At 67.2% G+C, this 16,144-nt stretch carries 15 protein-coding genes and 1 pseudogene; 8 read left to right on the forward strand and 8 right to left on the reverse strand.

Annotated elements, in window-relative coordinates; all coding sequences use genetic code 11:
• Window positions 1-16: 16 nt before the first annotated feature.
• Window positions 17-583, forward strand: a complete 567-nt coding sequence (locus ACM14_RS15015) for a MarR family winged helix-turn-helix transcriptional regulator (protein WP_013802266.1) — start codon at window positions 17-19, stop codon at window positions 581-583.
• A 2-nt stretch (window positions 584-585) separates the two neighbouring features.
• Here ACM14_RS15015 and ACM14_RS15020 read toward each other — a convergent pair whose 3' ends face one another.
• Window positions 586-1,158, reverse strand: coding sequence for an NTP transferase domain-containing protein (locus tag ACM14_RS15020; protein WP_065346593.1), 573 nt, complete (start codon window positions 1,156-1,158; stop codon window positions 586-588).
• Between the two features lie 52 nt (window positions 1,159-1,210).
• Here ACM14_RS15020 and pdxH point away from each other — a divergent pair, with 52 nt between their 5' ends.
• Window positions 1,211-1,858: a pyridoxamine 5'-phosphate oxidase gene (gene pdxH, locus ACM14_RS15025; protein WP_065346592.1), complete on the forward strand. Its 648-nt coding sequence runs from the start codon at window positions 1,211-1,213 to the stop codon at window positions 1,856-1,858.
• Between the two features lie 37 nt (window positions 1,859-1,895).
• Here pdxH and ACM14_RS15030 read toward each other — a convergent pair whose 3' ends face one another.
• Both ACM14_RS15030 and ACM14_RS31605 read right to left on the reverse strand, forming a co-directional pair.
• Entirely contained in the window at window positions 1,896-2,849 is a 954-nt protein-coding gene (locus ACM14_RS15030; protein ID WP_063325991.1) for an AEC family transporter, read from the reverse strand.
• A gap of 80 nt (window positions 2,850-2,929) precedes the next feature.
• A pseudogene (locus ACM14_RS31605) lies at window positions 2,930-3,061 on the reverse strand (LysR family transcriptional regulator); the annotation flags it as partial.
• A 178-nt stretch (window positions 3,062-3,239) separates the two neighbouring features.
• Here ACM14_RS31605 and ACM14_RS15035 point away from each other — a divergent pair.
• On the forward strand, window positions 3,240-4,109 hold the full coding sequence (locus tag ACM14_RS15035) for a pirin family protein (RefSeq protein ID WP_065346570.1): 870 nt from the start codon (window positions 3,240-3,242) through the stop codon (window positions 4,107-4,109).
• A gap of 282 nt (window positions 4,110-4,391) precedes the next feature.
• The gene (locus ACM14_RS15040) at window positions 4,392-5,465 is read left to right on the forward strand and encodes a tyrosine-type recombinase/integrase (RefSeq protein ID WP_065346571.1); all 1,074 of its coding nucleotides are present in this window, start codon (window positions 4,392-4,394) and stop codon (window positions 5,463-5,465) included.
• Window positions 5,466-5,511: 46 nt separating this feature from the next.
• Here ACM14_RS15040 and ACM14_RS15045 read toward each other — a convergent pair whose 3' ends face one another.
• The 5 genes from ACM14_RS15045 to msrA form a co-directional block, all read right to left on the reverse strand.
• Window positions 5,512-7,710, reverse strand: coding sequence for a TonB-dependent receptor (locus ACM14_RS15045; protein WP_065346572.1), 2,199 nt, complete (start codon window positions 7,708-7,710; stop codon window positions 5,512-5,514).
• Between the two features lie 240 nt (window positions 7,711-7,950).
• Window positions 7,951-8,406, reverse strand: a complete 456-nt coding sequence (locus ACM14_RS15050) for a hypothetical protein (RefSeq protein ID WP_065346573.1) — start codon at window positions 8,404-8,406, stop codon at window positions 7,951-7,953.
• A 122-nt stretch (window positions 8,407-8,528) separates the two neighbouring features.
• Window positions 8,529-8,843 carry a hypothetical protein gene (locus tag ACM14_RS15055; RefSeq protein ID WP_065346574.1) on the reverse strand — a complete coding sequence of 105 codons (315 nt, stop codon included), beginning with the start codon at window positions 8,841-8,843 and terminating at the stop codon, window positions 8,529-8,531.
• A 51-nt stretch (window positions 8,844-8,894) separates the two neighbouring features.
• A complete protein-coding gene (locus ACM14_RS15060; protein WP_254662064.1) occupies window positions 8,895-9,392 on the reverse strand; it encodes a Fur family transcriptional regulator in 498 nt (165 codons plus the stop codon).
• A gap of 113 nt (window positions 9,393-9,505) precedes the next feature.
• Window positions 9,506-10,042 carry a peptide-methionine (S)-S-oxide reductase MsrA gene (gene msrA, locus ACM14_RS15065; RefSeq protein ID WP_034394147.1) on the reverse strand — a complete coding sequence of 179 codons (537 nt, stop codon included), beginning with the start codon at window positions 10,040-10,042 and terminating at the stop codon, window positions 9,506-9,508.
• 147 nt (window positions 10,043-10,189) lie between these two features.
• Here msrA and ACM14_RS15070 point away from each other — a divergent pair, with 147 nt between their 5' ends.
• Genes ACM14_RS15070 through ACM14_RS15085 form a run of 4 tightly spaced genes read left to right on the forward strand, consistent with a single transcriptional unit; the run spans window position 10,190 to window position 16,110 of the window.
• Complete coding sequence (locus tag ACM14_RS15070; protein WP_013802244.1) at window positions 10,190-10,888, forward strand: TetR/AcrR family transcriptional regulator; 699 nt, start codon at window positions 10,190-10,192, stop codon at window positions 10,886-10,888.
• Window positions 10,885-12,126 carry an efflux RND transporter periplasmic adaptor subunit gene (locus tag ACM14_RS15075; protein ID WP_065346576.1) on the forward strand — a complete coding sequence of 414 codons (1,242 nt, stop codon included), beginning with the start codon at window positions 10,885-10,887 and terminating at the stop codon, window positions 12,124-12,126. Before ACM14_RS15070 ends, ACM14_RS15075 begins: the two co-directional genes overlap by 4 nt.
• 2 nt (window positions 12,127-12,128) lie before the next feature.
• Window positions 12,129-15,356, forward strand: a complete 3,228-nt coding sequence (locus ACM14_RS15080) for an efflux RND transporter permease subunit (protein WP_065346577.1) — start codon at window positions 12,129-12,131, stop codon at window positions 15,354-15,356.
• 43 nt (window positions 15,357-15,399) lie between these two features.
• On the forward strand, window positions 15,400-16,110 hold the full coding sequence (locus ACM14_RS15085; protein WP_065346578.1) for a protein-L-isoaspartate O-methyltransferase: 711 nt from the start codon (window positions 15,400-15,402) through the stop codon (window positions 16,108-16,110).
• The last annotated feature ends 34 nt before the right edge of the window (window positions 16,111-16,144 follow it).

Raw genomic sequence — 16,144 nt, forward strand, 5'->3', positions numbered from 1 at the left:
AACAATTGATGGGAACATGTCCATCCCACCTTCTCCTCTCCCTGTGCCCAGTACGCCCGCAGGCAATCCCTGGACCCACCTTGACGAGGCAGGCAGCAGCCTGACCGTCGATGCCTTTCTGACCACGCTGATGAGCCAGGTGGGCAATGCGCTGCGGCGCACCATCACCGTGCCCTATGCCGATACGGCGGGCTTGACGGTTTCGGAGTGGCGGCTGTTGGCCCTTGTCGCGCATGCAGGCGAGTTGCCGTTCAGCGCGCTGGTGGTGCAATCCACTTCGGACAAGGCCCTGGTGAGCCGGGCGCTGCGGCTGCTCGAGGAACGCGGCCTGGTGGCCCTGCTGGCGCAAGGCTCCACTCCACGCAAGAAGATCCTGTGCTCCATCACGCCTGCGGGCCGGCAGTTGCATGACGAGGTGATGCCCGTGGCCCGGCAACACCAGGCCGCTGCTCTGCTGGCGCTGACGCAGGAGGAACGGGAGGTGATGTATCGGGCCTTGCTCAAACTGCGCGGTTATTGCCAAGGCAGCCAAGCCGACCCAGCGACCGAAGGCGGCCCCGCTACGGCAGACGGCGAAGCCTGAATTCAGCCCACTTCAGGCCGGTTCTGCAGCAACACCTCAGCGCGCGCCAGATCGTCCAGCGTATCGATGTCGGTGAGCACACCAGCATCGTCCACATCGACCTGAACCACATGTCCGGCTTCGCGCAGCGCCTTCAGCACAGGCGCCCCGCCCTTCTCTCCGCTCAACGCCATGAGCGCCGCGCCGCATGCGGCGCCGAAACCCACGGGATGTCCACGCTCGCCTTGATGGACAGGCTGGGCGGCTCGGGCCCCCGCTTGCAATGCATCGGCCACTTTCAGCAAGGTCTGTGGACTCACCAGCGGCAGGTCGGCCGGCAAGACCAGCCAGCCTGGCGCATCGGTTGTGGCACGCACGGCCGCAGACAGCGAATCGCCCATTCCGGGGTGGCCCGCATCTTCCAGATGCCAGGGCAGGCCGCTGGCGCGGACGGCGGCCAGTGTGTGTTCCAGCACGGTGCTGCCGCCCAGCGGCGCGGCGAGCTTGTGCATGGTGCCGCCCGACGCGCGGAAACGCTCGCCACGGCCCGAGGCGAGGATGATCACGCAGGGGCGGCCTTTGAAGTCTCTGAGCATGCGCAACTCTAGCGCAGCAAATGAGAGGTCGGGCGCAGGCACAATGCAGGCCATGAGCAGCATTTCCACCTCGATCGCCGATCTGCGCAAAAGCTACGAGCGCGCGGAACTGAGCGAATCGGCCTCCCTGGCCGATCCGCTGCAGCAGTTTGACCAATGGCTGCAGGAAGCCATGAGCGCCCATGTGCCCGAGCCCAATGCCATGACGCTGGCGACCGTGGGCGGCGACCTGCGGCCCAGCACGCGCATCGTGCTCATCAAGGGCTACGACGAGCGCGGCCTGGTCTGGTACACGAACTACGACAGCCGCAAGGGCCAGCAACTGGCGGGCAACCCCTTTGCCGCGCTGCAGTTTCACTGGGTGGAGCTGGAGCGCGTGGTGCGCATCGAAGGCCGCGTGGAAAAGGTCAGCGATGCCGAAAGCGACGCCTACTTCAACAGCCGCCCGCTGGACTCGCGCATCGGTGCCTGGGCCAGTCCGCAAAGCCAGGTCATCAGCGGCCGCAGCGTGCTGGTGGCCAATGCGGCCAAGTACGGCGCGCAATTCCTGCTGAACCCGCCGCGCCCGCCGCACTGGGGTGGATTCAGGCTCGTACCCGAACGCTGGGAATTCTGGCAAGGCCGCAAGAGCCGCCTGCATGACCGCCTGTGCTACCAGCTTGAATCTGGAACCTGGCTGCGCCAGCGCCTGGCGCCCTGATCCCCTGGATTGCTGGCGCTGCTCCTGCTGAAAGCCGTCAGCCCAGCAGACGCTGGGCCAGCCACAGCATCAGCGGCACGGTAAGCAAGGCCAGCGCCGTGGACACCGCAATGCTGGCGGACACCTCCTCCTGCATCACGCCATAGCGCTGCGTGAACAGGAACACGTTGGCCCCCACGGGCAGTGCAGCCGCCGTGAACATCACGGCCACCGGCAGGCCGCCCAGACCGAAGGCCCAGGCCAGCGCAAGCAGCAGCAGCGGATGCACCAGGTTCTTGACCAGCGCGATGCCCACGGCCTCGCGCAGGTTCTGACCCACCTTGGTATAGGCCAGGGTCACACCCACCAGCAGCAGCGCCATGGGGCCCAGCGCCTGGCCCAAGACCTGCAGGGAGCGGTCCACCACGCCAGGAAGAGCCAGCCCGGTCTGTGCGAACAGCAGGCCGGCGAGTATGGGCAGCGGCACAGGATGGACGATGCCGTTGCGCACCGCCTGCAGCACCGTGCGCCACATGGGGCGCGGCGCGCTCTGGCCCGACCGCTGGTGCTCGCGGGCCTCGGCCAGCTCGAACACGATGGTGGCCGCCGTGAGCAGAATCAGCGCGTGCAGCGAAACGAGGGTGAACAGCGTGACCAATCCGTCCTCCCCGTAGACCAGCCCCACCAACGGCACGCCGATCATGACGGTGTTGCTGAACATATTGGCCAGCCCCCGCGCGGCCGAACGCGTGGAAAAACCGCCCAGGACCATGGACACCCCGAAGATCAGCGCGGTCGCCAGGAAATACAGCGCCACGGGCTGAAAGTCCAGCTCCTGCACCCGCACCGCGCCCATGGTGCGGAACAGCAGCGCCGGCGTGAGCACCAGGAAAACGAGGTTGGACAAATCCTTGATGGCAGCGGCCCGCACCCAGCCCAGACGGGCGGCGAGAAAGCCTGCGCCAATGCAAAGAATGACGGGGATGAGGGAGGCAAAGACGGGAGAGTTCACTGAAGCGGGATCGGGAAGCTGCGCCTGCGCAGGTTGGCGGCGCGCGCAGATTATGCGCCGCAGGCCAGGCCCTGCCTCATTCAGGCTTCTTCCAGGGCCTCGAAGGCCTGGGCCAGATGCTCGATGAGCAGCCGCACGGCGGGCAATTGCCCGCGCCGGGATGCGTACACCACATGGATCAGCTCGCGGCGCGGCTCCCAGCCGGGCAGGACGACCAGGCACTGCGCCCTTTCGGCCAGCACACGCAGCATGGTCATTGTTCTTTATTCAGGACGATGAAGGCAAATTTTGCTATCTACCGCATTCATCGTTCAAATCCTAAGATTCTCCCATGTGCAAAAAGTGGCTGGCGCTAACGCTGCGGCAGCCACGATTCCCAAGGAGAAGCAAATGCTCAAGAAGATGCTCGGCGTCTACAGCGCTCCCCGTGCCCATTGGGTGGGCGACGGCTTTCCCGTGCGCTCGCTGTTCAGCTATGGCAACCATGGTGCGGCTCTGAGCCCCTTTCTGCTGCTGGACCACGCAGGCCCCGCCAGCTTCGAGCCGGCTGCCCATCCTCCCGGCGTGGGCGTGCATCCGCACCGCGGCTTCGAGACCGTGACCATCGTCTATGAGGGCGAAGTCGAGCACCGGGACTCGACCGGCGCTGGCGGCCTGATCGGCCCTGGCGACGTGCAGTGGATGACGGCTGGCGCGGGCATCCTGCATGAGGAATTCCATTCCCATGCGTTCACCGAACGCGGCGGGCGGCTGGAGATGGTGCAGCTGTGGGTGAACCTGCCCGCCAAGGACAAGTCGGTTGCGCCTGGCTACCAGACCCTGGTGGATGGACAGATCCCGTCCGTGGAACTGCCAGGCGGCTCAGGCCGGGTGCGGGTGATTGCCGGAGCCTTTGGCAACAGCGAGGGGCCGGCGCGCACCTTCACGCCCATCAATGTCTGGGACCTGCGCCTGAAAGCCGGCAGCACCACCGAGCTGCGCGCCAAGCCCGGACATACGCTGGCCCTGGTCGTGCTGCATGGCACGGTGCTGGTCAACGACGGCGAGGTTGTTCGCGAAGGCCAGCTGGTGCACTTCGATCGCGAGGCTGATCTGGTGCGCCTGGAGGCCAACAACGACGCCACCGTGCTGTGGCTGGAGGGCGAGCCCATTGCAGAGCCCGTGGTGGGCCACGGCCCGTTCGTGATGAACAGCGAGGCCGAGATCCGCGAGGCCATTGCCGACTTCAACGCTGGCCGATTCGGGCGCATGGCGGCTTGACCGCTGCGGCCCCTGTCCTGAAGACAGGGGCCGCCTTCTGCCCTCCCCTTGCTTCCCCTGGACCAGCGCTTGCGATCACCAGCGCGCAGAGCCGGCGCGGGTGCTTGAAAGTGCACAACACACTCTAGAGACGTGCCAAGGACTCGAATCCAGGCCGAACGGCCCTTTTTTTGGCGACTTGTCGCCACTGGTGTTCATCAGTCGATAACAAGGTTGCCGCTTGACTTCATGTAAGTTACATTGAACAACTCCATTGGTTGACTCGTTTTGTTCTCAACGCCCATGACTTCATCACCATCTCAGGCACCCGCTGCCGGCAAGCCGCCGTCCACTGTCCCTGACGGACTGGCCCTGTTCCGGCATTGGCTGGAAACCGAAGGCGCCAAGGGCTGGGATGCCCTGGACACGGCGCCCGACAGCGGCTACGAAAAGGTATGGCGTGCCTGGCTGCGCAGCCTGGGCGATGCCGGCATGTCAGCCAAAGAAGCTCCCCCCTCCCCCGCCCCGCCGAAAGGCAAAGGCAAAGGCAAAGGCAAAGTCAAGGCCCGCGCCTGGCAACAGGCCACCGCCGTTGATGTCCAGAATTTCCTGCGCCCGCGCGAAGGCCAGTTGTCGGGCCACCAGCCCGGCCGCCGCATCAGCGAGGTCACGCGCAGGCGCTACTGGCGATTGCTGGAACGCATTTACGACCATGCGCTGGACCACGGCTGGGTCAGCGCCAATCCCGCCGCAGGGCTGGCGCCGCAGGAACGCCCACCTGCCGAAGACGGCCAGGGCCATTGCCTTCCCGCGCCGCTGTGGAATGCCCTGCCCCGCCACATACCGATGGCCGACGGCTTTCAGTCGGCGCGCGACCGCGCCATCTTGCTGCTGCTGTACGAACTGGCGCTGGCGCCCGAGGAGGTGCGCGGCCTGTGCTGGCGCGATGTGCAATGCGCCGGACCAAGCGATGGCCTCCCCTGTCAATTGCATATCGATGGCGCACGCGCCGCGCAGCAGCGCACGCTGGATCTGTCGGAAACGGTGGTGAAGGCGCTGCAGGACTGGAAAGGCTTCAGCGCCGGCCAGCGCGGGCCGGAGGCCGTTCAACCCGATGCCACGGTCTTTTATTCGCGTGAAGGGCAGCCGCTGTCGGTGCGCGTGCTGTTCCATGTGGCGTCGCAACTGATACAGCGCGCCCATGCCGCGCAGCCTGCCTCGGCGCAGCAGGCGCCGCTGCACCGCGTCGGCCCGCAGGTGCTGCGCAACACGGCCATCGTGCAGTGGCTGCGCGCGGGCCGTGCCGAGACCGAAGTCGTGCAGTGGATAGGCGTTGACAGCGCGCGCGCCCTGCGCCATCTGCAGCATTACCTGTAGCAGACGGCGCTGGTGCGCAGCGGGCAGTTCGCCCTGGAGTGCGTTCTTAGAACGACACCTTCACGCCCACCGTGATGTTGCGCCCCATCAGCGGCGCAGCGTTCTTGATGAACGAGGTGTGGGCGAAGGCCAGGCGGTTGGTCAGGTTGTTGCCCTTGATGAAGAACTGCCAGGGCATGCCACCCGAGGTGCGCAGCGTGTAGCTGGCAGAGACGTTGAGCATGCCGTAGCCGTCCGTCTCGGTCTCATAGGCGGTGACGCGGTTTTGGCGCAGCACCTGCACCCATTCGGCCTGGGCATCCCAGCCCTTGTAGAAGGTGTCCACGCGCAGGCCCACGCGCGCCGCGGGGATGCGCGGCAAGGCGGAGCCGTCTTCCAGCCGCGCACGCACGGCGTCACCGAACAGGGTCACGCCCCACTGGCGCGACAGCTTCTGGCGCACCTGACCCTCCACGCCGGTGAAGCGCGCATCGGCCTGGGTGTACTGCAGCAGTTGCAGGCCGTCATGCTCGTCCAGCGTGGCGCCATAGATATAGCCCTTGACGCGATGGTGGAAGGCATTGACGCTGAACGTGGTGTCGCCTGCCGTCTTGCGCAGGCCGATGTCCAGCGCCTGCGAGCGTTCGCGCTTGAGGTCGGCATTGCCGCGCTCATAGGTCGAAGTCGCCATGTGCAGGCCGTTGGCGTACAGCTCCTCGGCCGTGGGCAGGCGGTTGCCCTGCGTCAGCGAGGCCGAGAGGCTGTAGCCCGGGGTGAACTTCCACACCGAGCCCAGCGAGAACGATGTGCCGCTGTGGCTGCGCGAGATGCCGCTTTGCTGGGCGTCCACGGTCTGGCGCTCGTGGCGCAGCGCAGCCTGCCAGCGCCAGTCCTGCCAGCGGTATTCCTCCAGCAGGTAGATGCTGTTGCGGCGGGTTTCGGTGGGCTGCACATAGGCCTCCTCACCCTCGGCACTGAATTTGCGCTGCACGGTCTGCAGGCCGATGACGCCGCGCCAGCCCGCGATGGGCTCCAGCTCTGCCTCCACGCGCAGGTCATGGGCGCGGTTCTTGAACGTGGTCGAGACCTGGCCGTCTTCGATCTCGTCATGGCGATAGTCGGTCCAGCCACCGCGCACGCGCAGCGCCGCGATGCCAGCCGTCGGATTGCGCCATTCGCCGCGCAGATCCCAGCGCTCGCTGTTGAGATCGACCACCGGCACGCTGCCATGGTCGTGATCGTGGTCGTCGCCGCCATGGTCATGTCCGTCCTCGTCGCCGTGGTCATGGCCGCCGCAGTGCAGATGGTCGCCATGGGTGTGGCAGCCCTCGAAGCTGTGGTTGTGGCCTGGCAGGCCATAGCGCGCGGTCTGGCGCGTGTAGGCCAGGCCCAGGTAGCCTTGCGTGCCGATCCAGGACAGGCCCAGGCTGCCCGTGTCCGTGCGGTTGAAGCTGCCGCCCACGCGCCCCTGGGACTGGCCGTTGGGCGCCCAGCCGCTGCCCACGCGGTAGTCGCCGGCATCGCGCGCCATGCCCTCGGCGTGGATGGCCAGCTGGCCGGCGCCGCCCGTCAGCGAGAACGCGCCCGCCGTCTCGCCCGCGCCGGTGCTGCCGCGCAGTTGGGCCGAGCCCGTGATGCCGTTCTTGGGAATGGACGTGGGAATCTTGTCGTCCAGGATGTTGACCACGCCGCCCATGGCGCCACCGCCGCCGTAGATCAACGCCGAGGGGCCGCGCAGCACTTCGATCTGCGTGGCGAGCATGGGCTCGCTGGCCACGGCATGGTCAGGGCTGATGGTGGAGGCATCGTGCAGCTCGGAGCCATCGCTGAGGATTTGCACGCGCGGGCCGTCCATGCCGCGGATGATGGGCCGGCTTGCGCCTGCGCCGAAATGGCTGGCGTGGATGCCGGGCTCGCCGTCCAGCGTCTCGCCCAGCGTGGCCGCCTGGCGCAGCGTGAGCACGTCGCCTTCCAGCACCGTGGCCGGCGTGGACATGTCGGCCGAGGTCAGGCCCAGGCCGCTGGCCTTGACCGTCACCTCATTGAGCACGGGGGCATCACTGCGCGGCGCGCCCGCATCGGCAGCAGCTGCGGCTGCGGGTCCTGCTGCGGGTACGGGGTCGGCAGGCTCTGCCGCCATGGCCAGGCCGCCCGTCGCCGGGCCCAGCACGCCTGCCAGCAGCAGTTGCTGCAGCAGCGGGCGCAGTTTCGTCCTCTCCCCCTGCGCCTTGGCGTCCTGGTGGTATTGCTTTGTTGTCACTCTCATCACTGGTCTTCCCGGCAGCGGCCGGCCACGGCCCTGCGGGGCGTGGAAATCCGGGCGCTGCAAAAAATGGCGTCGGAAGCGGACGGCCACGGCGCGCCCTGCAGGCGCATGCGGCCATCCGATCGGATATGCATTCAAGGAACTGCCGGACCTGGGCGCGGCGCCTTGTTGCGATCAATGCAGCAAGGCGCGGCCAAACGGCTGTGCAGGGCCGGCGCATGCAGCGCCAGTCCCGGAGATTCAAGCCGCCAGGTAGACAGTGATGGGATGCGGGGGACCCCGCGCATCGAAGAAGGCCGCCAGCATGCGGCCATCGCGCACGACGACCGGCTGGACGGGTTCGGCCTGCTCGCCCCAGAAAGGCGGCAGCACCACGGCGGATGGCGGCCCCGCCATGCCTTCGTGCAACTGGTCCAGCAGTTGGCAATCCGCCGGGCCGTGGCCCGAGAACAGCGCATGGACCCAATCGACGGGTGCATTGCAGGAAGTGGCAACCACCTCCACCGGGCCATGCAGCGTGGCTGCAGCCAGGCCGCCCGCGTGCACCACGCGGTGCATCTGGCCCAGCAACGGCGCCAGGGCAATGGACCAGACCAGCAGCCAGGCCACCAGCCCGGCCCGACCCGGCACGGCGCCGCGCAACGCAAGCCTTGAGGCCTGCGCTGGCAAGTGACGTTCCGGGGGTTGCAAGGGCATGGAGGGATCAGGGGCTGGATGGGCAGCGCAGAGTGTATGCGCCAATTTGCGGGGCAGGTTTCACCATCCCGTCACAAAGACTGGCGATTGCTCACGGCGCCACACGGCGGGCAGGACCGCACTCAATGCGCATGGCGCATGCCGCAGAACTTGCCCAGCGCCAGGCCCTTGCAATCGGCCTGCAGCTGCTTTTGGCATTGTTCATGGTCGCGGCCGGCGGCCAGGCACTGCGCGGCGGCTTCGTGGGCCTTGGCCATGGCGCGATGGCGTTCCATGTCGGCCCGGGCATGGGCATCGAGCGGCGCCGAGGCGCCCTGTGCCTTGGCGTCCGGCTGGGCTTTCGCGTGGTCGTGGTCGTGGTCATGTGCCTGGGCTGCTGCGGCCAGGAAGACAGCGGCCAGGATCAAGGAAACGGAGCGCAATGGTGCAAGGGTCATGCGAAATCCTGAAGAGCTATGCAAGAGAAGAAAGGGGCTAGGGCGATCGCCTCAGGCAGACGGAGCATTTCGGGATGGCCCTGCACTGCTGCAGTCCTGGCACAGCCCTGTCACCGCCACGTCGATGGCCCGGCCCTGCAGGCCGCTGGCGGCCAGCGCCTGGCGCAGCTGCAGCAAAGCGGCCTGCAGCGGCTCGCCGCCCCCACCGCCCTCGCCGCCCAGCCGAAAAGCGCTGTGGCAATCAGCGCATTCGAAATGCGCAGCGGCATCGGCCTGCCTGGCCGCGCCCGGCACGGACCGGCTGTAGCGGGCCACGCGGGCAGCATCCACGCTGCGGCGCAACACACCGGCTGCCGCCAGGCGGTCCAGCAGCCGGTAGACGGTGACGCGGTTGACCTGCACGCCCTGGGCGTGCAGGTCCGCTTCCACATCGGCTTCGCTCAGGAGTGCGTCGGCCCGCGACTCCCACATCGCCAGCACGGCCCGCGTGGCACGCGTCGAACGCATGCCGGCAGGTATGGGCAGGGAAGTGGGGATCGGCAAGGACATCGGTGATCAAAGGTCAGGCCGCTGAACACGGCAGGCAGCCAGGCGGCATTATCGCAACCGGGTTGCATTATGCCTGCGAATCACAACCGCTTACATCACGCGCCACCACTAGCTCACGGCTTGACCCAGCGCGCAAAGGCACCCCGGAACTTCTGCACCTTGGGCCCCACGACAAAGGCGCAGTAGCCCTGGTTGGGATGGTTGAGGAAGTAGTCCTGGTGATAGTCCTCTGCCGGCCAGTAGCTGGCCAGGGGCTGCACCTCGGTGACGATGGGCGCGTCGTAGGCGCCGGCCTGGGTGAGTTCGGAGATCAGCGTGCGCGCCACTTCGGCCTGTTGCTCATTCGTGGTGTAGATGCCGCTGCGGTACTGCGTGCCCACATCATTGCCCTGGCGGTTGAGCGTGGTCGGGTCGTGCGTGCCGAAGAACACGGTGAGCAGGTCGCGCAGCGGGATCACGGCAGGATCGAACTGCACGCGGATGACCTCGGAATGGCCGGTCTCGCCAGTGCAGATGTCTTCGTAGCTGGGATCGTCCAGATCGCCATTGGCGTAGCCGCTTTGCACGTCGCTCACGCCGCGCACGCGGTCGAAAACGGCTTCGGTGCACCAGAAACAGCCGCCGCCCAGATAAATGGTTTCAGTCGCCATATGCGCCTTTTCTGTGAAGAAATCGAAAAAAATGACCACACGCAATGCATGCGGGCCGTCGCTCCTACAGGTTAGCCCATGCACAAGCCAGGTGACGACGAACGGTTCTGCGGTTACGATAACTAACCCATCAGTCATTAATTTTCCGTGACCGACTCCCCCGCCTCTTCACCCGCCCCCGCCGAGCCTTCCGGAAAGCGCAGCCGCCGCAAGCAGGAGCGTCCCGGCGAGTTGCTGGAAGCGGCACTCGACCTCTTCGTGGAAAAGGGCTACGCCGCCACCCGCGTCGAAGAAGTCGCCGCTCGCGCCGGGGTCTCCAAGGGCACGCTGTTCCTCTATTTCGCGAGCAAGCAGGAGCTTTTCAAGGCCGTGGTGCGCCACAGCATCGCGGGCCGCTTCGGCGAGTGGAGCGAAGAGCTCGACAACTACTGCGCACCTTCAACCGATCTGCTGCGCTACTGCTTCAAGTCCTGGTGGGAACGCATCGGCAGCACCAAGGCGTCGGGCATCACCAAGCTCATGCTCAGCGAGGCGGGCAATTTTCCCGAGCTGTCTCAGTTCTACCACCAGGAAGTGGTTCTTCCAGGCCATGAGCTGATCCGGCGCATCCTGCAGCGCGGCGTCGAGCGCGGCGAGTTCCGGCCCATGGATCTGGACCTGTCCGTGCACTGCGTGGTCGCCCCGATGATGTTTCTGATGATCTGGAAGCATTCGCTGGGCGGCTGCCTGCCCCATGGTGACTTCGATCCCGAGCAGTTTCTGGAATCCCAGATCGACTATCTGCTGCATGGCATGTGCCAGCCCCTTGCAGCCACCACACCACCCTCCTCCCCGCCCACACCATGAAGCGTCGCACCGGCTGGCTGATCGGCCTGGCCTTATTGATCGCCATCGGCGCCAGCGTATGGCGCGCCGCATCCACCCGGCACAGCAAGCAAAGCGCCATCGCCGCAGCCACCCAGCCGCGCGAGATGCCGGTGCGCGTGGGTCCGCAGGAAGTGGTGCAGCTGCAGCCGCGCCAGCTGCAATTGACCGTGCCCGTCAGCGGCGTGGTGCAGGCCGTGCGCAGCGCCGTGGTCAAGGCCTATGTGGCCGGCGAGCTGCGCGGCCTGCAGGTGCGCGAGGGCGACAGCGTGCGCAAGGGCCAGGAACTGGCCCGCGTGGACGCCACCGAGGTCGAGGCCCGCTGGCGCCAGACCCGCCAGCAGGCCGATGCGGCCCAGGCGCAGCTGCAGCTATCCCAGCGCCAGCACGACAACAACCAGGCCCTGGTCACGCAAGGCTTCATTTCGACCACGGCGCTGGCCACCTCCCAATCCAACCTCGACGCCGCACGCGCCAACCTGGCCGCCGCCCAGGCCGCCGCCGATGTGGCCCGCAAGAGCGTGACCGACAGCGTGCTGCGCAGTCCCATGGACGGCCAGGTCGCGCAGCGCCTGGTGCAGGACGGCGAACGCGTGGGCGTGGAAACGCGGGTGCTGGAAATCGTCGATCCGTCCGACCTCGAAGTCGTGGCCCAGCTGGCGCCCGCCGATTCGGTGCGCGTGCAGGTCGGCCAGCAGGCCCAGTTGCAGGTCCAGGGTGCGGGCGACGATGTGGCCGCCGTGCCCGCGCGCGTGGTGCGCATCAACCCCAGCGCCCAGGCAGGTTCGCGCAGCGTGGCCGTCTATCTGCGTGTGCAGGCTGCACCGGTCAACGCAGGCGCCGCCGGCAGATCCATCCCCATCGTGCGCCCGGGCCTGTACCTGCAGGGCAGCATTGTCACGGGGCAGACCGAACAGCTTGCCGTGCCCTTGACCGCCGTGCGCACCGACCAGCCCCAGCCCTATGTGCAGTTGCTGCAGCCTGCGGGCGAGTCCGAAGCGGACAAGACCCTGCTGCGCGTGCAGCACCGCCCTGTCACGCTGGGCAGCCAGAGCGCGCAGGATGGCGCCACCTGGATCGCCGTGTCCAGCGGCCTGCAGGCCGGTGACAGGGTACTGGCCGGCAGCGTGGGCGGCCTGCGCGCGGGCACGGCGGTGCAGATGCAGCAAATGCAGCAGGCCCCGCAGCCCCAGGCTGCGCCAGCCCCCGGAGCCCGCTGACCATGTGGTTCACGCGCGTCAGCCTGGCCAACCCTGTGTTCGCCACCATGCTCATGCTGGCCCTCATGGTGCTGGGTGTGTTTTCCTACCAGCGGCTCAAGGTGGACCAGTTCCCGAATGTGGACTTCCCCGTGGTCGTGGTCACCGTGGACTATCCGGGCGCCTCGCCCGAGATCGTGGAGTCCGAGGTCACCAAGAAGATCGAGGAAGGCGTCAACTCCATTGCCGGCATCAACGCGCTGACCTCGCGCAGCTATGAGAGCACCAGCGTCGTCATCATCGAATTCCAGCTGCATGTCGATGGCCGCCGCGCTGCCGAAGACGTGCGCGAGAAGGTGGCCTCGGTGCGCCCCACCCTGCGCGACGAGGTCAAGGAGCCGCGCGTGCTGCGCTTCGATCCGGCCAGCTCGCCCATCTGGTCCGTGGCCGTGCTGCCCCAGGCCGATGCCGGCGCCAAGGCGCCCGATGCCGTCGCGCTGACCAGCTGGGCCGACCAGGTCCTCAAGAAGCGGCTGGAGAACGTGCGCGGCGTGGGCGCCGTCAACCTGGTGGGCGCCACCCCGCGCGAAATCAACATCTACCTGCAGCCCGAGGCGCTGGAAGCCTATGCCATCACGCCCGACCAGATCGTGAACGCCGTGCGCAGCGAGAACCAGGACCTGCCGCTGGGCGCCATCCGCTCGCGCGAGCAGGAGCGCGTGGTGCAGATCGACGCACGCATGAAGCGCCCTCAGGACTTCGAGCGCATCATCGTCGCCCAGCGCGGCGGCGCTCCCGTGCGGCTGGGCCAGCTGGCGCGCGTGCAGGACGGCGCGGGCGAACTGGAGACCGTGGCCCTGTACAACAGCAGCCGCACCCTGCTGCTGTCCGTGCAGAAGGCCCAGGACGAGAACACCATCGAAGTCGTGGACGGCCTGAACGCCACGCTGCGCGAGATCGCCGCCGAAGTGCCGGCCGGCGTGCGGCTGGAGCCGATTGCCGACAGCGCCCGCCCCATCCGTGTGGCCGTCAACAACGTGCGCCAGACGCTGATCGAGGGCGCGGCACTGACGGTGCTCATCGTCTTCCTGTTCCTGAACTCCTGGCGCTCCACGGTGATCACGGGGCTGACGCTGCCCATTGCGCTGATCGGCACCTTTTTGTTCATGTACTGGTTCGGCTTCTCGATCAACATGATCACGCTGATGGCGCTGTCGCTGTGCGTGGGCCTGCTGATCGACGACGCCATCGTGGTGCGCGAGAACATCGTGCGCCACGTGCAGATGGGCAAGGACGCGCATGCCGCCGCGCTCGACGGCACGCAGGAGATCGGCCTGGCCGTGCTGGCCACCACGCTGTCCATCGTTGCGGTGTTCCTGCCCATCGGCTTCATGGGCGGCATCATCGGCAAGTTCTTCCACGAATTCGGCATCACCATCGTGGCGGCCGTGATGATCTCCATGTTCGTGAGCTTCACGCTGGACCCCATGCTCTCCAGCGTCTGGCATGACCCGACCATCCACGCCCACGGCGACAAGCGCGGCCGCAGCCTCTACGACCGCACGCTGGGCCGGGTCACGGCCTGGTTCGAGCGCGCCACCGACTCGCTGTCCCACTTCTACCAGGACGTGCTGGGCTGGGCGCTGCGCCACAAGATCGCCACGCTGGCGGCGGCGCTGGCCATCTTCGTGGCCAGCATCTTCCTGGTACCGCTGCTGGGCACGGAATTCGTGCCCAAGGCCGATTTCTCCGAGACCACGGTGAGCTTCAACACGCCCGTGGGCTCGTCCATCGAGGCCACGGAGGCCAAGGCCCGCCAGGTCGATGCCATCATCCGCGCCCTGCCCGAGGTCCGCTACACGCTGGCCACCATCAACACCGGCACGGCCCAGGGCAAGATATACGCCAGCATCTACATCCGCCTGCTGGACCGCCACCTGCGCCAGCGCAGCGGCGATGAACTGTCGGGCGTGCTGCGCGAGCAGCTGCAGAGCGTGCCCGGCATCACCGTCACCCATGTGGGCCAGCGCGAGCCCGTGGGCGGGCAAAAACAGGTCGAATTCTCGCTGCAGGGCCCGGACCTGGGCGAGCTGGAGCGCCTGAACCGCGTGGTGATGGAACGCCTGCGCGGCATTCCCGGACTGGTGGACCTGGACAGCAGCCTCAAGCCCGACAAGCCCGTGATCGACATCACCGTGCGGCGCGATGCGGCCGCCGATCTGGGCCTGTCGGTAGGCTCCATGGCAGCGGCGCTGCGCACCTGGGTGGCCGGCCAGACCGTGGGCAACTGGCGCGCCAGCGACGACCAGACCTATGACGTCAAGGTGCGCCTGGCGCCCGAGTCGCGCAGCACGCCCCAGGACCTGGAGCGCCTGCCCTTCGCCCTGCCCTCCACCTCGGGCGACGGCGGCATGCGCATCGTGCGGCTGAACCAGGTGGCCACCGTCACGCCCGCCACCGGCCCCAGCCAGATCAACCGCCGCGACATGACGCGCGAGGTCGCCTTCAGCGGCAATGTCTACCTGCGCTCCAGCGGCGAGGTCTCGGCCGACATCCGCAATGCCCTGGCCGACATCGCCCTGCCGCCCGGCTACCGCACGCAGTTCAGCGGCGCCACCAAGAGCATGAACGAATCGTTCGGCTATGCGGTGTCCGCCCTGGCGCTGGCCATCATCTTCATCTACATGATCCTGGCGAGCCAGTTCAAGAGCTTCCTGCAGCCGCTGGCGTTGATGACTTCGCTGCCGCTGACGCTGATCGGCGTGGTGCTGGCGCTGATGATGTTCGGCTCGGCCCTGTCCATGTTCTCCATCATCGGCGTGGTCATGCTCATGGGACTGGTCACCAAGAACGCCATCTTGCTGGTGGACTTCGCCATCCGCGCGCGCGGCCCGCACAGCGACCCGGACACCGGCCAGATCCGCGACGGCCTGCCGCGCGAGCAGGCCCTGCTGCTGGCGGCGCGCGTGCGGCTGCGCCCCATTCTGATGACCACGCTGGCCATGATCTTCGGCATGGTGCCGCTGGCCTTCGCACTCAGCGAAGGCTCCGAGCAGCGCGCGCCCATGGGCCAGTCGGTGATCGGCGGCGTGGTCACCTCGTCGCTGCTGACCCTGGTGGTCGTGCCCGTGGTCTATTGCTACCTTGACGACTTCTCCCAGTGGCTGCGGCGCCTGTGGAACGGCAACCGGCACGACGCGGCACCCGGCCAAGGCGCCGCCAGCGCCCCCACCCCGCCGCGAGACTCGTAGAATCAAAGGTTTGTCCTGACAAGTCTTTCTCCGGAGATACCCCATGAGCCTGCCCCTGAACAGCCTGCCCGAACACCACAGCGCCCAAGCGCACGCGCGCTACAACATGATCGAGCAACAGATCCGCCCCTGGAACGTGCTTGATGAAGAAGTGCTGGCGCTGCTGGGCAAGGTGCACCGCGAGAATTTCGTGCCGCCCGAGCATGCCGGCCTGGCCTTCATGGACCTGGAAATCCCCCTGGTCGCCCCGGCCGAAGAAGCCGCCGCCAAGGGCTGGTGCATGCTGGCCCCGCGCATCGAGTCCCGCATGCTGCAGGACCTGAAGATCAAGCCCACCGACCGCGTGCTGGAAATCGGCGCCGGCTCGGGCTACATGGCCGCCCTGCTGGCCGCCCAGGCCAAGGAAGTCGTGACACTGGAGATCGTGCCCGAGCTGGCCGAGATGGCCCGCGAGAACCTGCTGGGCGCCGGCATCACCAATGCCGAGGTCAAGCTGGCCGATGGCGCCACGGCTGCGGCCGCTCTGGGCCAGTTCGACGCCATCGTGCTCAGCGGCTCGGTCGCCCACGTGCCGCAGGCCCTGCTGGCCCAGCTCAACGACGGCGGCCGCCTGGCAGCCATCGTCGGCCAACTGCCCATGATGCGTTTCACGCTGGTGCAAAAGAACGGCCACCAGTTCGAAACCAGCCAGCCCTGGGACGTGGTGACCGCACGCCTGGCCAACTTCGAAGAGCCTTCGCGCTTCACGTTCTGAAATCCGCCACGGCGGCCCGGGTCCAGAGGATTTC

The organism is Delftia sp. JD2 (genome assembly GCF_001682645.1).
Classification (GTDB): Bacteria; Pseudomonadota; Gammaproteobacteria; order Burkholderiales; family Burkholderiaceae_C; genus Comamonas; species Comamonas acidovorans.

What these genes read in the sequence shown, in the direction of transcription:
- ACM14_RS15055 (WP_065346574.1), bottom strand. Translation starts at nt 8,843, where the DNA reads ATGACCCTTGCACCATTGCGCTCCGTTTCCTTGATCCTGGCCGCTGTC.
- ACM14_RS15060 (WP_254662064.1), bottom strand. Translation starts at nt 9,392, where the DNA reads ATGTCCTTGCCGATCCCCACTTCCCTGCCCATACCTGCCGGCATGCGT.
- ACM14_RS15040 (WP_065346571.1), top strand. Translation starts at nt 4,392, where the DNA reads ATGACTTCATCACCATCTCAGGCACCCGCTGCCGGCAAGCCGCCGTCC.
- ACM14_RS15020 (WP_065346593.1), bottom strand. Translation starts at nt 1,158, where the DNA reads ATGCTCAGAGACTTCAAAGGCCGCCCCTGCGTGATCATCCTCGCCTCG.
- ACM14_RS15080 (WP_065346577.1), top strand. Translation starts at nt 12,129, where the DNA reads ATGTGGTTCACGCGCGTCAGCCTGGCCAACCCTGTGTTCGCCACCATG.
- ACM14_RS15050 (WP_065346573.1), bottom strand. Translation starts at nt 8,406, where the DNA reads ATGCCCTTGCAACCCCCGGAACGTCACTTGCCAGCGCAGGCCTCAAGG.
- pdxH (WP_065346592.1), top strand. Translation starts at nt 1,211, where the DNA reads ATGAGCAGCATTTCCACCTCGATCGCCGATCTGCGCAAAAGCTACGAG.
- ACM14_RS15045 (WP_065346572.1), bottom strand. Translation starts at nt 7,710, where the DNA reads ATGAGAGTGACAACAAAGCAATACCACCAGGACGCCAAGGCGCAGGGG.
- ACM14_RS15015 (WP_013802266.1), top strand. Translation starts at nt 17, where the DNA reads ATGTCCATCCCACCTTCTCCTCTCCCTGTGCCCAGTACGCCCGCAGGC.
- ACM14_RS15085 (WP_065346578.1), top strand. Translation starts at nt 15,400, where the DNA reads ATGAGCCTGCCCCTGAACAGCCTGCCCGAACACCACAGCGCCCAAGCG.
- msrA (WP_034394147.1), bottom strand. Translation starts at nt 10,042, where the DNA reads ATGGCGACTGAAACCATTTATCTGGGCGGCGGCTGTTTCTGGTGCACC.
- ACM14_RS15035 (WP_065346570.1), top strand. Translation starts at nt 3,240, where the DNA reads ATGCTCAAGAAGATGCTCGGCGTCTACAGCGCTCCCCGTGCCCATTGG.
- ACM14_RS15075 (WP_065346576.1), top strand. Translation starts at nt 10,885, where the DNA reads ATGAAGCGTCGCACCGGCTGGCTGATCGGCCTGGCCTTATTGATCGCC.